This is a genomic window from Pseudomonas qingdaonensis (genome assembly GCF_018398475.1).
Classification (GTDB): domain Bacteria; phylum Pseudomonadota; class Gammaproteobacteria; order Pseudomonadales; family Pseudomonadaceae; genus Aquipseudomonas; species Aquipseudomonas palmensis.
Genome location: NZ_CP074676.1, coordinates 3,141,283 through 3,160,542, shown reverse-complemented (window position 1 = coordinate 3,160,542; position 19,260 = coordinate 3,141,283). Strand labels below are relative to the sequence as shown.

The 19,260-nt window shown below is 65.6% G+C and carries 21 protein-coding genes; 9 read left to right on the top strand and 12 right to left on the bottom strand.

From position 1 onward, the window contains the following. The first annotated feature begins 48 nt into the window (after positions 1-48). The gene (locus tag KH389_RS14380; RefSeq protein WP_213605708.1) at positions 49-942 is read left to right on the top strand and encodes a sterol desaturase family protein; all 894 of its coding nucleotides are present in this window, start codon (positions 49-51) and stop codon (positions 940-942) included. Here KH389_RS14380 and KH389_RS14375 read toward each other — a convergent pair. Further along, a complete protein-coding gene (locus KH389_RS14375) occupies positions 925-1,545 on the bottom strand; it encodes a helix-turn-helix transcriptional regulator (protein WP_229589228.1) in 621 nt (206 codons plus the stop codon). The two genes, KH389_RS14380 and KH389_RS14375, sit on opposite strands and share 18 nt — an antisense overlap. A gap of 102 nt (positions 1,546-1,647) precedes the next feature. Then, on the bottom strand, positions 1,648-2,100 hold the full coding sequence (locus KH389_RS14370) for an Lrp/AsnC family transcriptional regulator (RefSeq protein WP_043860530.1): 453 nt from the start codon (positions 2,098-2,100) through the stop codon (positions 1,648-1,650). A gap of 148 nt (positions 2,101-2,248) precedes the next feature. Between KH389_RS14370 and KH389_RS14365 the strand changes: the two genes are divergently transcribed. After that, positions 2,249-2,866 carry a LysE family translocator gene (locus tag KH389_RS14365; protein ID WP_043860545.1) on the top strand — a complete coding sequence of 206 codons (618 nt, stop codon included), beginning with the start codon at positions 2,249-2,251 and terminating at the stop codon, positions 2,864-2,866. Between the two features lie 36 nt (positions 2,867-2,902). After that, positions 2,903-3,385 (top strand): MaoC family dehydratase, encoded by a 483-nt coding sequence (locus KH389_RS14360; protein WP_054915335.1) that lies wholly within the window; start codon positions 2,903-2,905, stop codon positions 3,383-3,385. A 21-nt stretch (positions 3,386-3,406) separates the two neighbouring features. Here KH389_RS14360 and KH389_RS14355 read toward each other — a convergent pair whose 3' ends face one another. Then, positions 3,407-3,904 carry a hypothetical protein gene (locus tag KH389_RS14355; protein WP_043860528.1) on the bottom strand — a complete coding sequence of 166 codons (498 nt, stop codon included), beginning with the start codon at positions 3,902-3,904 and terminating at the stop codon, positions 3,407-3,409. Positions 3,905-3,942: 38 nt separating this feature from the next. Continuing rightward, positions 3,943-4,506, bottom strand: a complete 564-nt coding sequence (locus tag KH389_RS14350; RefSeq protein ID WP_054915334.1) for a helix-turn-helix domain-containing protein — start codon at positions 4,504-4,506, stop codon at positions 3,943-3,945. Between the two features lie 123 nt (positions 4,507-4,629). Here KH389_RS14350 and KH389_RS14345 point away from each other — a divergent pair, with 123 nt between their 5' ends. Then, positions 4,630-5,514 carry a DMT family transporter gene (locus KH389_RS14345; RefSeq protein WP_058540706.1) on the top strand — a complete coding sequence of 295 codons (885 nt, stop codon included), beginning with the start codon at positions 4,630-4,632 and terminating at the stop codon, positions 5,512-5,514. Between the two features lies 1 nt (position 5,515). Here the strand turns inward: KH389_RS14345 and KH389_RS14340 are convergent, their stop codons facing one another. Continuing rightward, the gene (locus tag KH389_RS14340) at positions 5,516-6,313 is read right to left on the bottom strand and encodes an AraC family transcriptional regulator (RefSeq protein ID WP_043860525.1); all 798 of its coding nucleotides are present in this window, start codon (positions 6,311-6,313) and stop codon (positions 5,516-5,518) included. 105 nt (positions 6,314-6,418) lie between these two features. Here KH389_RS14340 and KH389_RS14335 point away from each other — a divergent pair, with 105 nt between their 5' ends. After that, the gene (locus tag KH389_RS14335; RefSeq protein WP_213605707.1) at positions 6,419-7,228 is read left to right on the top strand and encodes a sulfite exporter TauE/SafE family protein; all 810 of its coding nucleotides are present in this window, start codon (positions 6,419-6,421) and stop codon (positions 7,226-7,228) included. Here KH389_RS14335 and KH389_RS14330 read toward each other — a convergent pair whose 3' ends face one another. Continuing rightward, positions 7,229-8,689, bottom strand: a complete 1,461-nt coding sequence (locus KH389_RS14330) for an L-lactate permease (RefSeq protein WP_213605706.1) — start codon at positions 8,687-8,689, stop codon at positions 7,229-7,231. It lies immediately after the preceding gene. A gap of 130 nt (positions 8,690-8,819) precedes the next feature. On the opposite strand from KH389_RS14330, the gene KH389_RS14325 reads away from it, so the two are divergent. The 3 genes from KH389_RS14325 (at position 8,820) to KH389_RS14315 (ending at position 10,865) form a co-directional block, all read left to right on the top strand. Then, positions 8,820-9,302 carry an Lrp/AsnC family transcriptional regulator gene (locus KH389_RS14325; protein WP_043860522.1) on the top strand — a complete coding sequence of 161 codons (483 nt, stop codon included), beginning with the start codon at positions 8,820-8,822 and terminating at the stop codon, positions 9,300-9,302. Positions 9,303-9,440: 138 nt separating this feature from the next. Further along, positions 9,441-10,172 (top strand): carbon-nitrogen hydrolase family protein, encoded by a 732-nt coding sequence (locus KH389_RS14320; RefSeq protein WP_213605705.1) that lies wholly within the window; start codon positions 9,441-9,443, stop codon positions 10,170-10,172. A gap of 42 nt (positions 10,173-10,214) precedes the next feature. Further along, on the top strand, positions 10,215-10,865 hold the full coding sequence (locus tag KH389_RS14315) for a hypothetical protein (protein WP_213605704.1): 651 nt from the start codon (positions 10,215-10,217) through the stop codon (positions 10,863-10,865). Positions 10,866-10,868: 3 nt separating this feature from the next. Here KH389_RS14315 and KH389_RS14310 read toward each other — a convergent pair whose 3' ends face one another. Then, positions 10,869-11,915, bottom strand: coding sequence for an LLM class oxidoreductase (locus KH389_RS14310; RefSeq protein ID WP_088515344.1), 1,047 nt, complete (start codon positions 11,913-11,915; stop codon positions 10,869-10,871). 22 nt (positions 11,916-11,937) lie between these two features. Beyond that, positions 11,938-12,573 carry a glutathione S-transferase family protein gene (locus tag KH389_RS14305; protein ID WP_244988636.1) on the bottom strand — a complete coding sequence of 212 codons (636 nt, stop codon included), beginning with the start codon at positions 12,571-12,573 and terminating at the stop codon, positions 11,938-11,940. Between the two features lie 129 nt (positions 12,574-12,702). Here KH389_RS14305 and gcvA point away from each other — a divergent pair, with 129 nt between their 5' ends. Next, a complete protein-coding gene (gene gcvA / locus KH389_RS14300) occupies positions 12,703-13,590 on the top strand; it encodes a transcriptional regulator GcvA (protein ID WP_100633997.1) in 888 nt (295 codons plus the stop codon). A 10-nt stretch (positions 13,591-13,600) separates the two neighbouring features. Here gcvA and KH389_RS14295 read toward each other — a convergent pair whose 3' ends face one another. The 4 genes from KH389_RS14295 to KH389_RS14280 form a co-directional block, all read right to left on the bottom strand. After that, complete coding sequence (locus KH389_RS14295; RefSeq protein ID WP_078480115.1) at positions 13,601-13,762, bottom strand: DUF2986 domain-containing protein; 162 nt, start codon at positions 13,760-13,762, stop codon at positions 13,601-13,603. Positions 13,763-15,169: 1,407 nt separating this feature from the next. Continuing rightward, positions 15,170-17,635 carry a TonB-dependent siderophore receptor gene (locus tag KH389_RS14290; protein ID WP_081315130.1) on the bottom strand — a complete coding sequence of 822 codons (2,466 nt, stop codon included), beginning with the start codon at positions 17,633-17,635 and terminating at the stop codon, positions 15,170-15,172. A 97-nt stretch (positions 17,636-17,732) separates the two neighbouring features. Continuing rightward, complete coding sequence (locus KH389_RS14285; RefSeq protein ID WP_213605703.1) at positions 17,733-18,713, bottom strand: FecR domain-containing protein; 981 nt, start codon at positions 18,711-18,713, stop codon at positions 17,733-17,735. Next, entirely contained in the window at positions 18,710-19,240 is a 531-nt protein-coding gene (locus KH389_RS14280) for a sigma-70 family RNA polymerase sigma factor (protein ID WP_213605702.1), read from the bottom strand. The genes KH389_RS14285 and KH389_RS14280 overlap by 4 nt, the downstream gene beginning before the upstream one ends. Positions 19,241-19,260 lie beyond the last annotated feature (20 nt).

Sequence of the window (19,260 nt, the reverse complement as noted above, 5' to 3'; positions counted from 1 at the left end):
GCTGCGGCTACACGAAACTCCAGGCTCTGACCTGCCTGGAGTTTCACGATGCGAACCCTGTACGCCCCTGTATTTTTCCTTGGATTCGTCGGCTCGGCCGTGTGGCTGCTGGACGAGGGCGCAAGCCTTGGCTGGTTGCCGGTTCTGCTGTTGCTGGCGATTGGCGTGTCGCTGCTGTGCGAGCGGCTGTGGCCCTATCGCGAGCGTTGGAATGTGAGCCAGGGCGATGGCACCCGGGACGTGATTCACGCGGGGGTGAACGAGGCGCTCAACGTGGCCGGCATTGCCGCCATCCCCCTGATTGCCCTGGTGCTGCCCGATACCGGCCTGTGGCCGAGTGACTGGCCGCTGGCGCTGCAACTGTTGCTGGCGTTGCCGGTGGCAGACCTGGGCATCACCCTGGTGCATTACGCCAGCCACCGCCTGCCGTTGCTGTGGCGCCTGCACGCCGTGCATCACAGCGTGACCCGAATGTACGGCTTCAACGGGCTGATGAAGCACCCGCTGCACCAGATGCTCGAAGCGCTGGGCGGCACCTTGCCCTTGCTGCTGTGCGGGTTGCCGCTGGATGTGGCGGCCTTGCTGGCGTTCAGCATATCCATCCAGCTGCTGTTGCAGCACAGCAACGTCGACATGCGCATCGGCTGGCTGCGCCATGTATTTGCCTGGGCGCCGGTGCACCGGCTGCATCACCTCAAGTACGGCACCACGGGGGATGTGAACTTCGCGCTGTTCTTCAGCGTTTGGGACCGCCTGCTGGGTACCGCCTTGCACCTGCCGCACTATCACCTGGCGGACGACGACCTGGGTATCGGCGACTTTCCGGACTACCCGGTGGGCTACGGCGCGCAGTTGCGCCAACCCTTTCGCCGCGACCAGCCCGAGCATCCACCTGCCGTACTGCCCGATGCCCTGAGCCGTGCGCTAGTCCAGCAGCCTTAGGCGCAGGTGGCGCAGGGTACGGTCGGCACGGATGCCGAACTGCTGGCGCACGCTGCGTGACAGGTGGGCCGAGTCGGCAAAGCCTGCGCAGGTGGCTGCCTCGGTCAGGCTGCTACCGCCCAGTGCCAGCTGCAAGGCCACGCGCAGGCGTTGCCACAACACCAGGCGGCGCACCGACAGCCCCAGTTGACCGCTGAACAGGCGCTCCAGCTGGCTGAGCGACAGCGCCGCCTCACTGGCCAGCTGCGCGGCGGGCAGGGTGTTTTCATCCAGTGCACGTACCCGTTGCAAGGCGGTGGCCAGGCGCGGATGCAAAGGGCGCCGGGGCAGGGCGCGCAAGCGTTGGTTCAGGCCTTCCAGGTCTGCGCCGGCGTCTTCGCAGAGCTGGCGCAGCACCGGCAGTTCGAAAGCCAATGGCTCGGCAAACAGCGTGATCGCCGGTTGCTCGCTGAGAATCGCATGCGGCTGGCCGGAGGCAATGAGCAGCAGCGGCCCGCACTCGACCTGGCCCTGGATCGACGCCTGCACCGGGGCAGCGCAGGCGATCAGCACCTGGTGGGCATAGTGGGCGTGGGCCTGGGTTTGCCCGACCTGCCCGGCCACCAGGCAGTAGTCGGTGGCCAGCCACAGGTCGCCTTGCCAGGGTTCGTTGGGTGCGCGGTGGATAGTGGTGCTCCTGAGTGGGGGTGAAGGCGGGCGGCGAGGTTACAACGGCAAGGGCCGGTCCTGCACCACGCGCTTCATCACCAGGGTGGAGGTGAGCCGCTGCACGTTGGGCAGCGACGACAGGCTTTCATCATAGAGCCGCTGGAAGGCCGGCAGGTCCTGGGTGATCACGTGCAGCAGGTAGTCCGGCTCGCCGAACAGGCGCTGCGCATCCACCACCTGTGGCAACGCCACCAGCGCGTTCTCGAACGCCTCGACCGCCGTGCGATCGCCCTCGCGAAGGGTGACGAAGACCATGGCGGAAAAGGTCAGGCCCAGGGCAATGGGGTCCAGTTTCGCCCGATAGCCCAGCAGCACCCCCGATTCTTCCAGGGCACGCACCCGCCGGTGGCAGGGGGAGAGGCTCAACCCCACCCGCTCGGCCAGTTCGGTGATCGAAAGGCGCCCGTCTTTTTGCAGTTCGGCAAGAATGTTCCGGTCGATGCGGTCCATCTGGAAGGATCTTCCCCTATTGGCCTATGTCGCGATTATCTTCGAAAGAAAATTCTAGCAAGATTTCATTATTGTTCCCTGCATCAATTTGCTTGTGGAGCAGCACGATGCAGCCAACCGTGGATCAACCCCTGGCGTGGGTAGCGCCATGACCCTGAGTGTTTTCGTGGCGTTCTGGGCGGTGTCGATGTTGTTCATCATCACGCCGGGTGCGGACTGGGCCTATGCGATATCGGCCGGGCTGAAGGGGCGGGTGGTATTGCCCGCCGTGGCCGGGCTGTTGTCGGGGCATCTGATCGCGACACTGATCGTCGCCGCCGGGGTGGGCACGCTGGTGGCGGGGCATCCGTTTGCGCTGTCGGTGCTGACAGTGGCGGGGGCCGGGTACCTGCTATGGTTGGGCATCGGCATGCTGCGGCACCCGACTGTGCCCCAGGCGGACCAGGTGCAGGTAGCCGGTGCGTGGCAGCGCTGGGCGGTGAAGGGCCTGTGTGTGAGCGGCCTGAACCCCAAGGTGTTCCTGCTGTTTCTGGCATTGCTGCCACAGTTCACCGACGCCACGGCGCCGTGGCCGGTACCGCTGCAGATCGTGGCGCTGGGGCTGGTGCATGCGCTCAGCTGCGGGGTGATCTACCTGCTGGTGGGCTTTGGATCGCAGGCCGTGCTGGGCGCGCGGCCTGCGGCGGCGCTGTGGGTCAGCCGGGTGTCGGGGGCGGCGATGGTCATCATCGCGCTGGTGCTGCTGGGCGGGCAGCTACCCAGGTAGGCAGAATGTACGCGGCAATCGAACAGGGGGAGTGCCATGAAGAGCTTGAGAGCACGGGCCGTACAGGGCCTGGAGGTGGGGGCGCAACTGAGCGTGACCCGGTGCTTCACCGATGAGGACATCCGCTGCTTTGCGCAGCTTTCGCGGGACTACAACCCCGTGCACTACGATGCCGCCTCGGCCGAACTGCGCAGGTTCAGGTCGATCATCTCCCATGGCCTGCTGACGGCCAGCCTGGTGACCGAGATCGGCGGGCAGATCGGCTGGCTGGCGACCAGCATGAGCTTCGAGTTCAAGCGGCCGGTGTATGCCGGCGATGCAATCACCTGCCACTGGCTGATCGTGGACAAGGACGAGCGCGGGCATGCGCGGGCGCAGTTGAGCATCGTCAACGCGCAGGGCGAAACCGTGCTGGAAGGCATGACCACCGGGGTGTTGCCGAACGCAGCGGCGCGTGAACGCATGGCGCAGCTGTTGGCCGAGGGCGACCCCGGCAACCTGGCTGCGGCAGGTGCCTAGGGCGCCGGCACGCGGCAGGGTTCAATTGCGAAAGTACAGCTCGTCCAGCTGGCGCCGACGAATCGCCACGTACTGCTCCCACACCTTGGGGAACTCCGCCTCGCGGATGAACGGGAAGGTGAGGTACACGAATCGCCCCTTCACCTGAATGTACTGGCGTGCACGCTGGAAGGCCGGCTGCTCGGTCAATGCGATGCTCTCGTCGTAGCCGTCGTGGTAGTGACGAATATCCACCCGGTGCGGGGCAAGCATGCCGCGGGCAAAGTCGATCACCCAGCCGGTGCCCACCGAGGTGCTCAGGTAACCGTAGACGCCGTCCTCCGACAGCTGCAGGCACGCCTTGGCCTGCGTGCCGTCGTCATCGTTCACCAGCACGATCTGGTCGTTGAAGTACTGGATGGATTGCCCCTGCGGCCCGTGCAGCACCAGGTTCCAGCCTTCGGCATCCATGCGGAACTCGCCCTGGTTGGCAAACTCGGCGATCCATCCGTTTGACAGCTCGATTCTGTGGTTGGTCATGGGGGTGGGGGTCCTGAGGGATAGGGCAGGCAGTTGCTTCAGCTGTGCTCGATCAGCATGACAGCAACGGTATCGGGCTCCAAGGCTTCGAACACATGGGGCTGGTTGGCCGGGTAGCGCAGGTAGTCGCCGGCATGCAACAGCACCGGTGCACTGGCCGGGCCTGCGCTGGCGGCCCCCTGGCACACGAATACATGCTCGAAAGTGCCCGCCGGGTGCGCCTGGGAATGGTGCGGCTGCCCGGGCTGGGCATGCACGCGGTACAGGTCCCGGCGTATGCCGGGCGGGCAGTCGGCGAGCAGGGTCGCCGCGTAGTCGGCGTCGTCGGCCTTGAGCGCCGCACCTTCGCCTGCGCGAATCACCGTGACCGTCTGCGCCGGCTGCTCGAAGAACCGCGTGACCTGAATGCCCAATGCCGTGGCCAGCGCCCACAGGGTCTCGATGCTGGGGTTGCCAAGGCCGGACTCCAGCTGCGACAGCGTGGATTTGGCCACGCCGGCGCGGCGCGCCAGATCGCTGACGGACATCCCCGACTGCAAGCGCTCGCGCCTGATGGCCTGGGCCAGAATCATGATCGGCGCATCGTTCGATATAATGGTCATTTGTTCGTTATGAGTTGACTGGGAGAGAGGGCGGCGGACATTATGGCACCCACTTGTTCGTTTTGATGGATTTTGTTCGATGACACAGCCTTCTGTTTTTACCTCGACAGGACACCGCGCGCCATGAATGCACGTTCACGCGGCACCCTCGAAATGGTCACCGCCATGTGCATTTCTGGCACTGTCGGCTGGTTCGTGGTGCAGTCGGGCCAGTCACCTTCGTCGATGGTGTTCTGGCGCTGCCTGTTCGGCGCCGCCGTGATGGCCCTGGCGTGCTGGGCGCTGGGGGTGTTTGGCATGCTGCGCCCGACCCGCGCGCAGTGGGGGTGGATGCTGCTGGGTGGCGTTGCGCTGGCCTGCAACTGGCTGCTGCTGTTCAGCGCCTACAGCCAGGCCTCCATCGCGGTGGCCACGGTGGTCTACCACACGCAACCCTTCATGCTGGTGGGGCTGGGCGTGCTGCTGTTCGGCGAGCGGATTTCGGCCAGTGGTGCCGGCTGGTTGGGCCTGGCGTTTGTCGGCATGCTGCTGATTGTGACGGCCAAGACGGGGGCGGCCGGGGAAAACTACCTGATAGGTGTGATGCTCGCGCTGGCGTCGGCCTTGCTGTACGCGATTGCGGCGATCATCGCCAAGCGCCTGCAGGGCGTGCCGCCGCACCTGATCGTGCTGGTGCAACTGCTGGTGGGCGCGGCCATGCTCTGGCCTTGGGCGCAGGTGCCGGACATGACCGCACAGCCCCAGGCCTGGGCCTACCTGCTGACCATTGGCGCGGTGCATACCGGGCTGATGTCGACCCTGCTGTACGGCGCCATCCAGAAACTGCCCACGGCGCTGATCGGCGCCCTGTCGTTTCTGTACCCGGCGGTGGCCATCCTGGTCGACTGGCTGGCCTTCGATCACCCCCTCAGCGCGCTGCAGGCAGCCGGGGCGCTGGCCATATTGCTGGCGGCGGCCGGCATGAACCTGGGCTGGCGCCTGGGCCCAAAGCCGGCCCTGAATACCTGAGTTAGACCACCGCGTGCCCTGGGCCGCACTGGTCGAGCGTGGCCAGGTAAACACTGGGCGGGGCGCCCAATTGGCGGTGGAACATGCTGGAAAAGGCGCTGGGGCTGTCGTAGCCCAGCTCCAGCGCGACCCGTGTGACCGAGGCGCCGGCCGCCAGGCGGGTGACGGCAGCCATCAGGCAGGCCTGCTGGCGCCATGTGCCGAATGAAAGCCCGGTTTGCTGGCGGAACAGGCGGCTGAAGGTTCTTGCACTGCAATGCAGGGCACTTGCCCAGGACTCGGCGCTGGTGTCGATGCGGGGTTGGCGCAGGAAGTTGCGACATAGTTCGGCCAGCCGCGGGTCGTTTGGCAAGGGTGCGAACAGCGCCAGGCTCGGCGCGCTGCGCAGCTCGTGCAGTACCAACTGAATCAGATGCCCGTCGCGACCGTGTGTTTCATACAGTGCGGGTACGTGCGCCGTGGCCAGCAACAGGTGATGGAGCAGGGGCGAGACCACCAGGGCCTGGCACTGCGAGGTATCACGCACCGGCTGCGCCGGCTCTATGTACAGGCTGCGGGTGCTCACCCCGCGCATCAGCACCTGGTGCGGCTTGCCGGCGGGTATCCACACCCCGCTACCGGGCGGAATCACCCAACTGCCGTCCTGGGTTTGGACCTCCATCAGGCCACTCATGCCATACAGAAACTGTGCGCGCCGATGCACATGGGTGGGCAGCAGTGTGTCGGGCGGGTAGTCGGTACCGATGGCGAGCACCGGGCGGGCGACGGCGTCGACGCTGGCGAGCGGAATATTGAGCATGTGAAGCACCTTGGCCGGAACGCGAGGATTATTGGCCAATTCGCGAGGGCTGGCCACATGTCTGGCCGTTAACGTGTGGCTCCCCCCTTGTGTTGGAAGCGATGCATGTTCTGGTTTCTGCTGTGTGCGTTCGGTGTGGTAGCCGGCGTGACGACTGTGCTGTTCGGCTTTGGTGGCGGCTTTGTGGCGGTGCCGCTGCTGTTTACCCTTATCAGTGTGAGCCATGCGCCGGGGGCGGCCATCGGCGAGGCCGCGATGCATATCGCCGTGGCCACCTCCACGGCGGCGATGATCTTCGGCGCAGGCCTTTCGACCTTGCGCCATGCCCGTGCGCGCACCTTGCAGTGGCCTGTGGTGCGGCCGTTGCTGGGTTACGTTGCGCTGGGTGCAGTGCTTGGCGCATGGGCCGCCACGCAGGTGCAAGGGGCGTGGATACGCTGGCTGTTCATCGGCTACCTTGGCCTGACCATTCTTGATGCCGTGTTGCGCCCGGGGTTTACCGTGAGCACAAGCGATGGCATGCGCCCGCTGGGCCGTCGAGCCAGCGCCGTGATCGGTGTCGGCATGGGCGCCGTGGCCGCATTCCTGGGTGTAGGCGGCAGCGTGATGAGCGTGCCGCTGATGCACAGGCGTGGGGCGAGCATGGCCGTGGCGACGGCGTCGGCCAACCCGCTGTCGCTGCCGATGGCGATTGCCGGTACTGCCGCCTACGCCGTGCTTGCGTGGCGCACCGAAGCGCTGGGGCCCTGGTTTGCCGGCTATATCGATGTGCGTGCCCTGGCCGTGCTGGTGCTGGGCTCGTGGTGCGGCATTCGCCTGGCCGCGCCGTGGATCGGGCGCATGCCCGACGCGCTGCATGTGAAGTGCTACCTGGCCCTGCTGGGGGTGGTGCTGGTGGTGATGGTGGTTGCCTGACTAGCCCAGCCAGACGCTCAGCAACCCCGCAGCCAGCGCGACCAGTGCCGTGTTGAGGCACACCAGCGCAAAGCCGAAGCGCACCAGTTCGCCTTCTTCACTGGTGCTGGTTCTGGCCAGGCCCAGGATCAGCATCACGATCGACAGCGAGCCCAGCGCCGCATGCCCCGCCGCGCTGTTCTGCACCGCCGCGAGCAACAGGCGGCCGTATTCGGGCAGCATGGCGATGGCGGGCATGAAGATCGCATTGCCGCCCACGTTCGAGCCGGTCATGTAGCCGGACAACCCGCCCAGCAGGGCGACCAGCAACGAGGCGGTGGACGGTGCCAGGCCGGTCAGCAGCTGCATCAGGCCCGCCAGAAAGCCGGCCTTGACCATCAACTGCGACATGGCGAGAAAAAAGAAGATCGTCAGCAGGGGCCGCTTCGCCCGGGCCAGCAGTGCGGTGCCGATGCGGGTACCCGGCCCCGGCAGGGACGGTGCGCTTCGCGCGTGAAACCCCAGGCCCACCAGCACCAGGATCAGTGCCACGCCCGGCGAGGCAAGCGGCTTCCAGGTGACCTGGGCGCCCTGGACGACCCACAGGTTCTGCCAGCCGGTGATGGCCCACAGCGCCTTGAGCGCGACGATGCTGGTGATCAGCACCAGGTAAGGCCACGCCTGGCGCGGCCATTGTCGCGCCCCGCGTGTGCCGCCGTGGTTGTGCAGGCGCCACAGCCCGCTGGCCAGTACGACGGCTGCGCTCACCAGGCCCGCCGCCACGCCGGCTACCTCCGGCCCCAACCCGCGGCTGCTGCTATAGAGCACCCCCACGAATACCAGCCAGCCAGCGCCCAGCACCATCCATTCGCGCAAGGTGCGAACCTCGGCCAGGTACAGCGCCATCGCCCCGAGCGCGAGAAACACCGGTGCGCTGGTCAGCGCCGAAGTGGCTGCCAGCGCCGCAGCATCCAGCTGGGCCAGGGAAGCGCCGATCACCGATGCCAGGCCCAGCGTGCCCCACGGCATGATCGCCATGCCGGCCAACGCGATACGCAGCGCCACCCGGCGGTCGAACAGGCTGAGCAGCAGCGGCACGGTGGCGATCAACGACACGCCAAAGCCGGTCATGGCTTCGAGCAACGGGGCCAGCCCGAGCACGATGAACACCACCTGGTCGCCGCGCCCGAGCCCGAGCGAGCGTACCCACTGGCTGAATGCCAGGTTCACGCCCATGCGCTCGATGAAGATCACGAAGGCCAGCCCCGGTACGATCACGAACGCGGTGCTGGCAAACAGCACGGCAGTGTCCTGGGCGGCCGCCACCAGGCTGCCCAGGCGCCACGTATCGGCAGCACCGACCAGCCACAGCACCATTACCAGCAGCGTACCGGCGATGGCGGCGTGCACGGGTGGGCGGCGCAGCACCACCAGCATGGCCGTGACCAGCAGCACGGGCGACAGATGAAACAGTGCGAGCATGCGAGCAATATCCTGTGTGAGTCCCGACCAGGGCTGCGGCTGCAGGCTGGGGCTCGATAATATTTCTCGCTGTCAGATAAAGGGGCGCGGATTTCTGGTAGTTTTCGAGAAAATTTCTCGCAGGGTTTCCATGGCCATTCACGATGTAGCGGCTGAGCCGCTGGACAAGTTCGACCGCGCCATTCTTGACCTGGTGCAGCGCGACAACACCGTGCCGCTACGGTTGGTGGCCGAGCAGGTCAACCTGTCCACGGCGGCGGTGCAACGGCGTATCAAGCGCATGGAGGAGCGGGGCGTCATCACCGCCAATGTCGCCGTCGTCGACCCTACTGCGGTGGGTCGGCCGATCACCATCATCGTGGAGGTGATGGCCGAGCGCACCAGCCTCGATGCGCTGGAGGCCATGAAGGCGCACTTTGCGGTGCCTGAAGTGCAGCAGTGCTACTACGTCACTGGCGAGGTGGATTTCGTGCTGGTGCTGACCGTGGCCAGCATGCAGGAGTACCAGGCGTTGGCGCGGCGGTTGTTTGCCGAGAACGCCAATGTCACCTGGTTCAAGACCATTGTGGCGCTGGACCGGGTGAAGGTCGGGTTGCAGGTGCCCAGCCTGTAGGAGCGGGCCTTGCCCCGCGATCTGGCGCGCAGCGCCAGCAGAAACTGCGACGCGATCAGCCTGATACACCGCACACTTTCCAAGGTAACGATGTTGGTGCAGCATAGGCCCGCGTCGACAAAGGGACATGAGACTCGAATGAAGCTGATCGCTGCGCAAATCTCGGCCACCCCGGGGGATGTCGAAAAGAACCTCGCCCAACACATCGACGCTATCCACGCCGCCGCAAGCCAGGGAGCCGATGCGGTGGTCTTCCCCGAACTTTCGCTGACCGGCTACGAACCTGAACTGGCCGGTGGCCTGGCGATGGCGCCCACCGACAGCCGCCTCGATGCGTTCCAGGCCTTGAGCGATCGCTTCACCCTGCTCATCGCCGTGGGTGCGCCAACCCAGGGGAGGGAGGGCACCCAGATCAGCATGATCGCCTTCCAGCCAGGGCTGCCACGTGCGGTGTATTCCAAGCAGCTTCTGCACGCCGACGAACTGCCTTTTTTCACGCCCGGTACCCAGCAGCAGGTGTTCCGCCAGGGCGGGCATGTTCTGGTGCCCGCGATCTGCTATGAATCCTTGCAACCCGCCCATGCATCCCAGGCCGCCGCGGCAGGTGCCCAGGTGTACCTGGCCAGCGTGGCCAAGTCGCAGAAGGGCGTGGACCTGGCCTGCAACCATTACCCGGCAATGGCCCGCAAGCATGGCATGACCGTGATCATGGCCAACTGCGTAGGCCCCGCCGACAACTTCATCGGTGCAGGCCAGTCCGCGGTCTGGAACCCGAATGGCGAGCGCGTTTGCACTGCCGACGCCACCCGGCAAGCCCTGGTCGCATATGACACACGCACGGGAGAAGCGAGCACTGTCAGCCTGGCTTGAATCACCATCGCCACCCCAATTCGTCGACCTTCGGAAGCACTCATGCCCGCCTTGATTCCCCTTGACCCCGCAACACTCCCGGACATCGCCACGCTGCGCCAGCGCGCCAAGGCCCTGGCCATGCTCGATGCCATCGTCTCCCCCGAATGGGAGTACCGCTATTTCAGCTACAACGCGAGCTGGTTCGACGGTGAGGAAATGGCGTCGATGCGCAATGGCTCGGGCGATGAATGGTTTGTGCACTTCGGGCCGTTCGGCGCGGCCATCAAGGGGATTGCGCATGAATCCCCGTTAGCCGGCGACAGCCGTCTCGTCGAGGCCGTACAGCAACAAGTGCCGCCGGCCTTTGCCGCCTTTCTCAACGAAGCGGCCTTCAGCATGGACTGGCTGAGCTACTGCTACTGGAGAAGCCCTGACGACGCGGCCTGGCAGAAGGTGGCAGCGCCGAACGTCACAACGGACCACCTCGACGATGGCTCGGTGGAGTTTCTGGCGCTGCTGATCGAACCGGCCAGTGGCTACGTGGAGTTTGCCCAGTGGTACTACGAGCAGGCCGTGCCATTGGCGGCGGTGCAGCAACTCTACGACCACACCCCGTTGACCGCCGACCTGGTGGCCGCGCTCAACCCGGAACTGGACTTTGCCGAGGCGGTGGCCTCGGCTGTCGAAACGGGCTACCCCTGCGCCAGATAAGTGCTACCACCCCTGGGCCAGCGGCGCAGGCCCTTGCAAGGTGGGGAACAGCGGCAACACTTCTTCGGCCAATTCCTGAATGACCTCGTCAACCGGCCGCCGGGCCATCTGAATACCCAGCGCCGCATGATTGACGCCCGCTGCCTTCCATTCGCCAAGCAACGCGATCAGCCCGTTGCGCCCGGTCTTGAGCACATACCCACCTTGCAACGGAGTGCGCGGGAAGTCGGGGTCTTCGTCCAGGTCGATCCACTCGTTGGTCATGTGCGGGCGAAACCCGCCGTTGGGGATCTGCGAGCGCCACGCCCGAACCTTCTCTGCCAGGCGAAGTGGGCCCTGCGCCGTGTGGGTGGCGTCCGGGTAGGTCAGCCAGCCATCGGCCTGCTCACCCAGCCACTGCAGGGATTGACGCGACGACCCCGTCACGATCAGCGGAATGCGCCCGGTGACCGGTTGTGGCAGCAACTGCGTGCCGCTCATCTGGCCCAGCGGCGAGCGGATGGTCGCAGGGCCCTGCGCCAGCAATTGCCGAAAGTAGTCCACGCTGTGGGCAAAGCGCTCACCGCGCTGGTCATGGGCCAGGCCGTAGGCGGGGAACTCCACGGCCCTGTCCCCCGACGCGATGCCCATCACCAACCGGCCGCCCGACAGGCGATCGAGGCTGGCGGCAGACTTGGCCAGGTCGATGGGGTGGCGCAAGGTGAAGATGGCGCTGCCGGTGACCAGCGCGATGTGCCGAGTATGGGCGGCCAGGTAGCCCAGGTACACGAAGGGGTCGAACACCTGGCCGGCATCGCCGAAGGCCGGGTCGAACAAGGGCACGTCGCGCACCCATACGGCAGCAAAGCCCAGGCGCTCGATCTCGCTCACATGCTGCGCCTGGGCGTGAAGCACCGCCATGTCGCCCTGGTAGAAGCGCAGTGGCAGAAAGATGCCCAGTGTCAGGTGATCGGCGGCGAACATGCGCCGGTAGCCGGGGTGGTGGGCGAAGGCTTCGGCGTTCGCGCCGCAGGTGACGGCGGGTGCAGTGGGGTGGGTCATGGTGTTCATGCCTGTTCCTTGGTGTCGGGGTTCATGGGCCGGTGGCAGGGGCGGGCAGGCGGATGCCGCGTTGTACCGCAGGGCGCTGCTCTACCTGCGCGTACCATTGGCTCAACCAGGGCTGCTGGCTGAAGTCGAAGCCCACCAGCTGCGCGATATGCAGCCAGGCGAAGGTGGCGATGTCTGCAATCGAATAGGTGGCGCCACCCAGCCACGGCTGGTTTGCCAGGTGCTGATCGAGGGTGGCGAAGGTGGCTTCGGTGAGGGTCCTGTAACGCTGGATGGCGGCAGGGTTGGGCACGCTGTCGAAGCATTCGAAGTGCACGCGCTGGCCCAGCAACGGCCCCATGCTGGCGCTGTGAAACATCAGCCAGGTGATGCATGCCCAGCGCTCGGGAGCGTCGTGGCCAAGCAACTGGCCGCTCTTGTCCGCCAGGTACAGCAGGATGGCGGCGGACTCGAACAGGGTGATGCCGGTGGCGCGGTCGATCAGCACCGGAATGCGACCGTGCGGGTTGAGCGCAAGAAACTCGGGCCGCTGGTGCTCGCCCTCATCGATGCGCACATGGCGCAGGCTGTAGGGCAGGCCCATTTCTTCCAGGGCGATGGTGATCTTGAAGCCGTTTGGGGAACTGTCGGTGTAGAGAATCAGGTCAGGATCGGACACAGGGCACATACCTCAGGCAGACTAATGCTTGTTGCGTGGTGTGGGTGCCATGCTAGTGAGTGATTGCCTGGGACTAAAACGATTAGTCCTGCGCTTTGACTTTAGATTTTCTAAACCAAGGAATACGCCATGGGCGCCGTTCTACCCTTGCTGGCGCTGCGCGCCTTTACCGAAGCTGCACGGCTGGGCAGCCTCAAGGCGGCGGCCGAGCACATGGGCGTCACCCCCGGCGCCATCAGCCAGCAGATCCGCCAGCTGGAAGACCGTCTGGGCGTCACGCTGCTGCTACGGGGGCGGCATGGGGTGCAGCTCAGCGATGCCGGCGCACGTCTTTTCCCCGGGTTGTCGCGGGGCTTTGGGCAGATCGAGAACGCGCTGCTCGAACTTGAGTCGTTCACCCACGAGCAAACGCTTACCATCAGCACCGTGCCGTCGTTCGCGTCCACCTGGCTGGTGCCGCGCCTGGGTGACTTCAGTGCCCGGCATCCTGACATCGAAGTGCGGGTGGAGGCGTCGGCAAGGCTGGTGGATTTCCAGCGCGAGCGCATCGACATTGCGCTGCGCCATGGCCTGGGCCAGTACCCGGGGCTGGAGTCGATCCCGCTGATGGCGCCGGTGCTACTACCGGTGGCCAGCCCTCGGCTGCTGGCCGAGGGGCCGCCGATCAACAGCCCGCAGGATTGCCTGAACTACCCATTGCTGCACGACACCGAGCGAGCGGATTGGCCGCTGTGGCTGCAAGCGCATGGCGTGGAGGCTGACAGCCGTAGCCAGCGCGGTGCCAGTTACGATGAAGACCTGTTGCTGCTGCGCGCGGCGGCGAGCGGGCAGGGCATTGCCCTGGTGCAGGACAACCATGCCCAGGAAGATCTGCACAACGGCAGGCTGGTGGTGGCGCTGGACAGGCCGTGGCCGTCGCGATTTGCGTATTACCTGGTAACGCGCAAAGAGGCCTTGAAGCGGGCGCAGGTGCAGGCGTTCATCGAGTGGATAACGCAGCAGGCGGGCGCTGCGTGACAGGTGTGGCTCAGCCTTCGGCGGCGGGGGTCGGGGTTTCGGCGGCTTCGGCAGCCAGCTTCAGTCGGTCGGCCTTGCAGATGTATTTGGGTTTGCTTTTGGGGGCCAGCTTGGCGCTGGCCTTCTTGGCGTTGGCCTTGAGTATCTGCTTGATCTTCTTTTGGCGGTTCATGGTTCTGCTGGGCCTGTAGATGCTTGAAAGCGGTGCGATGGCGGGGAGGTTGCAGGTGTCTGCAGAGCCTTGCCGGTATTGCCGGTGGGGCGAGTTTACTAAAGGTTGCGCTGCAAGCGTGAGCGTTGTGCGTGGGGAGGCTTTGAGGGCGCGTGCACAGGTTTTGCTGGTGCTGCGCACCAGATCGCGGGTCAAGGCCCGCTCCTACGGCCTGGCGGTCAGAGGCGGAGTCTGCCCGCAGGGCGTAGGAGCCGGCGTTGCCGGCGAACGAGCGCGAAGCGGTCGTAAAGCCTGAATGCGCGGTGTGTCAGGCGAACCGCGTGCACAGGTTTTGCTGGCGCTACGCACCAGATCGCGGGGCAAGGCCCGCTCCTACGGCCTGGCGGCCAGAGGCGGAGTCTGCCCGAAGGGCGTAGGAGCCGGCGTTGCCGGCGAACGAGCGCAACGCGGTCGCAACGCCTGAGGGCGCGGTGTATCAGGCAGACCGCATGTGCAGGTTTTGCTGGCGCTACGCACCAGATCGCGGGGCAAGGCCCGCTCCCACGGCCTGGCGGCCCGAAACAGATCATCGAGCCATGCATAATCCGCTTCTGCCCGCAGGGCGTGGGAGCGGGCCTTGACCCGCGAATCGAGCGCAACGTGGTCGCAACGCCTGAGTGCGCGGTGTATCAGGCGAACTGCATGTGCAGGTTTTGCTGGCGCTGCGCGCCAGATCGCGGGTCAAGCCCGCTCCCACGGCCTGGCGGCCAGAGGCGGAGTCTGCCCGCAGGCCGTAGGAGCCGGCGTTGCCGGCGAACGAGCGCGAAGCGGTCGCAACGCCTGAGTGCGCGGTGTATCAGGCAGACCGCGTGTGCAGGTTCTACTGGCGCTACGCACCAGATCGCGGGCAAGGCCCGCTCCCACGGCCTGGCGGCCAGAGGCAGCATCTGCCCGCAGGCGTAGGAGCCGGCGTTGCCGGCGAACGAGCGCGAAGCGGTCGCAAGGCCTGAGTGCGCGATGTATCAGGCAGACCGCATGTGCAGGTTTTGCTGGTGCTGCGCACCAGATCGCGGGTCAAGGCCCGCTCCTACGGCCTGGCGGCCAGAGGCGGAGTCTGCCCGCAGGGTGTAGGAGCCGGCGTTGCCGGCGAACGAGCGCAAAGCGGTCGCAAGGCCTGAGTACGCGGTGTATCAGGCAAACTGCATGTGCAGGTTTTGCTGGCGCTGCGCGCCAGATCGCGGGTCAAGCCCGCTCCCACGGCCTGGCGGCCCGAAACAGATCATCGAGCCATGCATAATCCGCTTCTGCCCGCAGGGCGTGGGAGCGGGCTTGACCCGCGAATCGAGCGCGAAGCGGTCGCAGCGCCTGAATGCACGGTGCATCAGTCAATCTGCATATGCCGGCAATCACGCTGACCCCGGCGCATCATCAGAAGCTGTACTTCGCCGTAACCATCAAGTTGCGCGGGTCGCCAAACACGTCATATGGGCTCCACGTGGAGTTGCTGGCGATGCCCTGGTAGTACTTCTTGTCGAACACGTTGTTGATGTTCAACTGCGTGTCCAGGTGCTTGTTGACCTGGTAACCCGCCATCAACCCGACCAGCGCATACGCCTCCTGCTCGACATGGTAGTTGCCGAACACATTGCTGCCCTTGTTGAAGGTCGCGCTCTGGCTATAGAGGTTGGCCCCCACACGCCACTGCTTCAGATCACCCTGCAACTGGTACGTGGTACTGGCCTTGAACATATGACGCGGCAGGTCGGTGTCGAACAGCCGGCCTTCCTTGGCCTTGTCGGCATCCTTCTCGTACTTGGCCTGGGCGAACGTATAGCCGGCGCCCACTTGCCAGTTGGGCGTCAGCGCACCATTGATCTCGAACTCGATGCCCTGGCTGCGCACCTTGCCGGCCGCTTCATAGCACCCGTAGCTACCCACCGGGATGACCTTGCACAGGCTTGCATCCGCCACCTCGGCCGCGCGGTTGAGCTGGTCGATCTGGAACAGCGAAGCACTGGCATTCAGCGCGCCGCCAAAATACTCACCCTTGATACCCACTTCGTAGTTTTCGCCGGTAATAGGCTCAATGCCTTTGCCTTGGCCGTCCTTCTCGGTCTGCGGCTGAAAGATATCGGTGTAGCTGGCATACACCGAATGGTTGTCGTCCAGGTCATAGATAACCCCGGCATAACGGGTGACGTTGCGCACCACCTTGGTCTTGCCCGAGGTGTAGTACTGGTCGTTGATCTGGTCATAGATGGCCGTGGCGTCGTACCAGTCCAGGCGCGCACCGAGTATCACCTTCAGCGGGTCGGCCAGGTTCCAGCGCGTGGTGAGGTAGAGGCCTTCCTGATCGACCTTGTCGTCGATGGAGTAGATGTCCGGCACGTTCGGTCTGGCCAGCCCACCCGGATTGAAGCGGTTGATGTCCGGCACATCGACGAACACCGTGCCGCCGGTGGCTTCGGTCTTGAGCTGGCGCTTGCTGGCGCCGACCACCAGTTCATGCTCGCGCCCCAGCAGTGTGAACGGGCCTGTGGCGTAGACATCGTAGGTGGACTGATCGAAGTCGCGGTTCTGGTTGAAGATGCGCTGGCGGTAGGTGGCGTCGTTGTTGCGCTCCAGCACGCCGCCCATCATCTTGAATTCGGACCAGTTTTTCGACGCGCCCAGGTGAAGGCGCCAGTCGTTGTCGAAGCGCTGGTCGAGCTCGACGAACACCGTCTTGTTCTCGACGTCCTGGTGCGACCAGCTGTAGCCGAAGGTCTTGGAGCGAGAAAAGCCCATGTGGCTGCCATCGGGGTTCACCGGCAGGCCGCCCCAGTTGATGTTGTTATTGTCGTTCTGGTCGGACGCCCCCACGGTCAGGGTGGTGCTGTCGGTGAGGTCGAACTCGCTGATGCCGTAGAACACCCCGCGCTCGCGCCCGGCGTAATCCTGATAGCTGCCCTTGTCGTTGTACGCGCCGACGATGCGGCCACGCACGCTGGCGCTGTCGTTCAGCGGGCCGGACACATCCAGCTCGCTGCGGTAGTTGTCCCAGCTGCCGGCGCTGCCGGTCACGCTGGCCTGGAACGCCTGGGTAGGGCGCTTGCGCACCATGTTGATGGCGGCCGACGGGTTGCCGGCCCCTTGCATCATGCCGGTGGCGCCGCGCACCACTTCGACGCGGTCATAGGGGGCCAGGTCGGCGGTGGCCACCCAGTCGGCGTTGTAGGTGGTGGGTAGGCCGTCGAACATCAGGTTGGTGATGGGGAAGCCGCGGGCGAAGAACTCGCTGTTGGCCGGGCGCGCGGCCGACAGGCGCAGCCCGGGCGTGGCCTGCACCACGTCGTCGAGGCTGCGCATGCCCTGGTCGTCCATGCGCTGGCGGGTAATCACCGTGACCGACTGCGGTGTTTCGCGCAGCGACAGCGGCAGCTTGGTGGCGGTCTGCATGGCGCCGGTGGTGTACGAACCGCTGTGCTCGGTGGTCGAGCCCATGCCCAGGCCGCTGATGGTGGTGGCGCCCAGTTCCAGGGCATCTGCGCTTTGGCTACGGGCAATCAGCAGGTAATTGCCGCTGGCGGTGCGGGTAACCGTGAGGCCGCTGCCGGCCAGCAGGCGTTCGAGGCCATCCTGCACGGCATAGTCCCCACGCAGTGCCGGGGCGCGCTTGCCCTGCACCAGCGCCGGGTCGAACGGCAGGCTGATGCCGGCCACCTGGGCAAAGCTGTTGAGCGACTCTTCCAGCGGGCCTGCCGCCAGCTCGTAGTGGCGGCTGCTTGCCTCGGCGGCCTGCGCGGCCGCACTGGCCAGCGACACGCTGGTGGCACCGGCCAGCAACATACTGCGCAGGGTCAGTGCCAGCACGCTGCGCTGCAAAGGCCGGGTGGGGATAAAAGCAGAAGACATGGACGGCGTGCTCCTTTCGAATGACGAGGTGTATTGCCTGTCTGTCGAAGAGGGTGGCAAAACCCGTAAAAGTTTTTGAGATTTCTTCTCATCAGCCTTACCGGGCGACGATACGGGTCCATAACGGGGTAAAGCGTTCCACCCGCACCGGCAGCGAATCGCTCAGGGCGCTGAGGGCCTGGTCGATGTCATCGAGCTGGAACACGCCCGACACCTCCAGGTGCGCGATGGCCGGGTCGCAGCGCAGCCAGCCGTGGCGATAGCGCGCCAGTTCTGCGGTCAGCTCGCGCAGTTGCATGCGCTTGGCCACCAGTTGCCCGCGCGCCCAGGCGCTGGCATTGAGGGGGCTGGTTTCGACCCGCTGGCTGCCGTTTGCATCGATCAGGTATTGCTCCCCGGCGGCAACCATCACCGGCTGGCCCTTGCCCTGAATCGCCACCACCCCATCCTCGACCCGCAACCGCGTGCCGCTGGCTTCATCACGCACCGCAAAGGCCGTACCGATGGCCTGCAACTGTGCATGCCGCGTGCTGACCCAGAAGCTGCGACGCCCGCCCGCCGTGGCGGCGTCCTTGCCGGTGTCGATAAAGATTTCGCCGCGCCGCAGCACGATCAACCGGCGCTGGGCGGTGAACTGCACGTCCACTGCACTGGCTGTGTTCAGTTGCAGGCGGGTGCCGTCATCCAGCACGAACTGACGGCGCTCGCCCACCTCGGTGGCGTAGTCCGCGCCCCAGGGCACCAGCGTGCTGTCACGCATCGACCAGCCGGTAACGCCGCTGGCCAGCAGCCCCACGCCCAGCAGCTTGAGCGCCTGGCGTCGGCTGTGACGACCGCCTTGCAGGCGTTGCAGCGTGTCCCGCGCCACCGAGCCGGGCAGTGCGGCCAGGCCCTGGAAGGTGGCATCGCTTTTCTGCAGCGCTTGCCAGGCCACCTCATGCAGCGCGTGCGCCTGACGCCAGCGTTGGCAGGCCTCCAGCAGCTGCGGGTTGACGCCGTCGGACTCGATGCGCACCAGCCAGCCGATGGCCTGGTCCAGCACGTTGTCGGGCAGTTCGGGCAATGGCGGGCGGCTCATCGCTGGGCCAGGTAGCAATGGCGAATGGCGCTGGCCATGTACTTCTCCACCGAACTCAGGCTTACCGCCAGGCGCTCGGCGATCTCCTTGTAGCTCAGGCCCTCCAGGCGCGACAGCAGAAAGGCCATGCGCACCTTGGGCGGCAGGCCGTTGAGCAGGGCGTCCACACGGGCCAGGGTTTCCAGCAGTATCAGCTGCGACTCGGGCGACGGCACCTCGGCTTCGGGCAGGTGTGCGATGGCCTCCAGATACGCCCGCTCGACCCGCTGGCGACGCACGCGTTCCACCAGCAGCCCGTGGGCCACGGTGCTCAACCAGGCACGCGGCTGACGCAACTGCTGCAGCTGCTCCGGCTTGCCGAGGATGTGCACGAAGATGTCATGGGCCAGGTCCGCCGCGTGGTCGCCGTGGCGCATGCGCTTGCGCAACCAGCCCAGCAACCAGGCGTGATGGTTGATGTACAGCGCACGAACATCGGCGTGAGGGGTGGGGGAAGTGGATGGCGACGACACGGAAAACCTCAGCATGATAGCCAGGTGCATTTGAG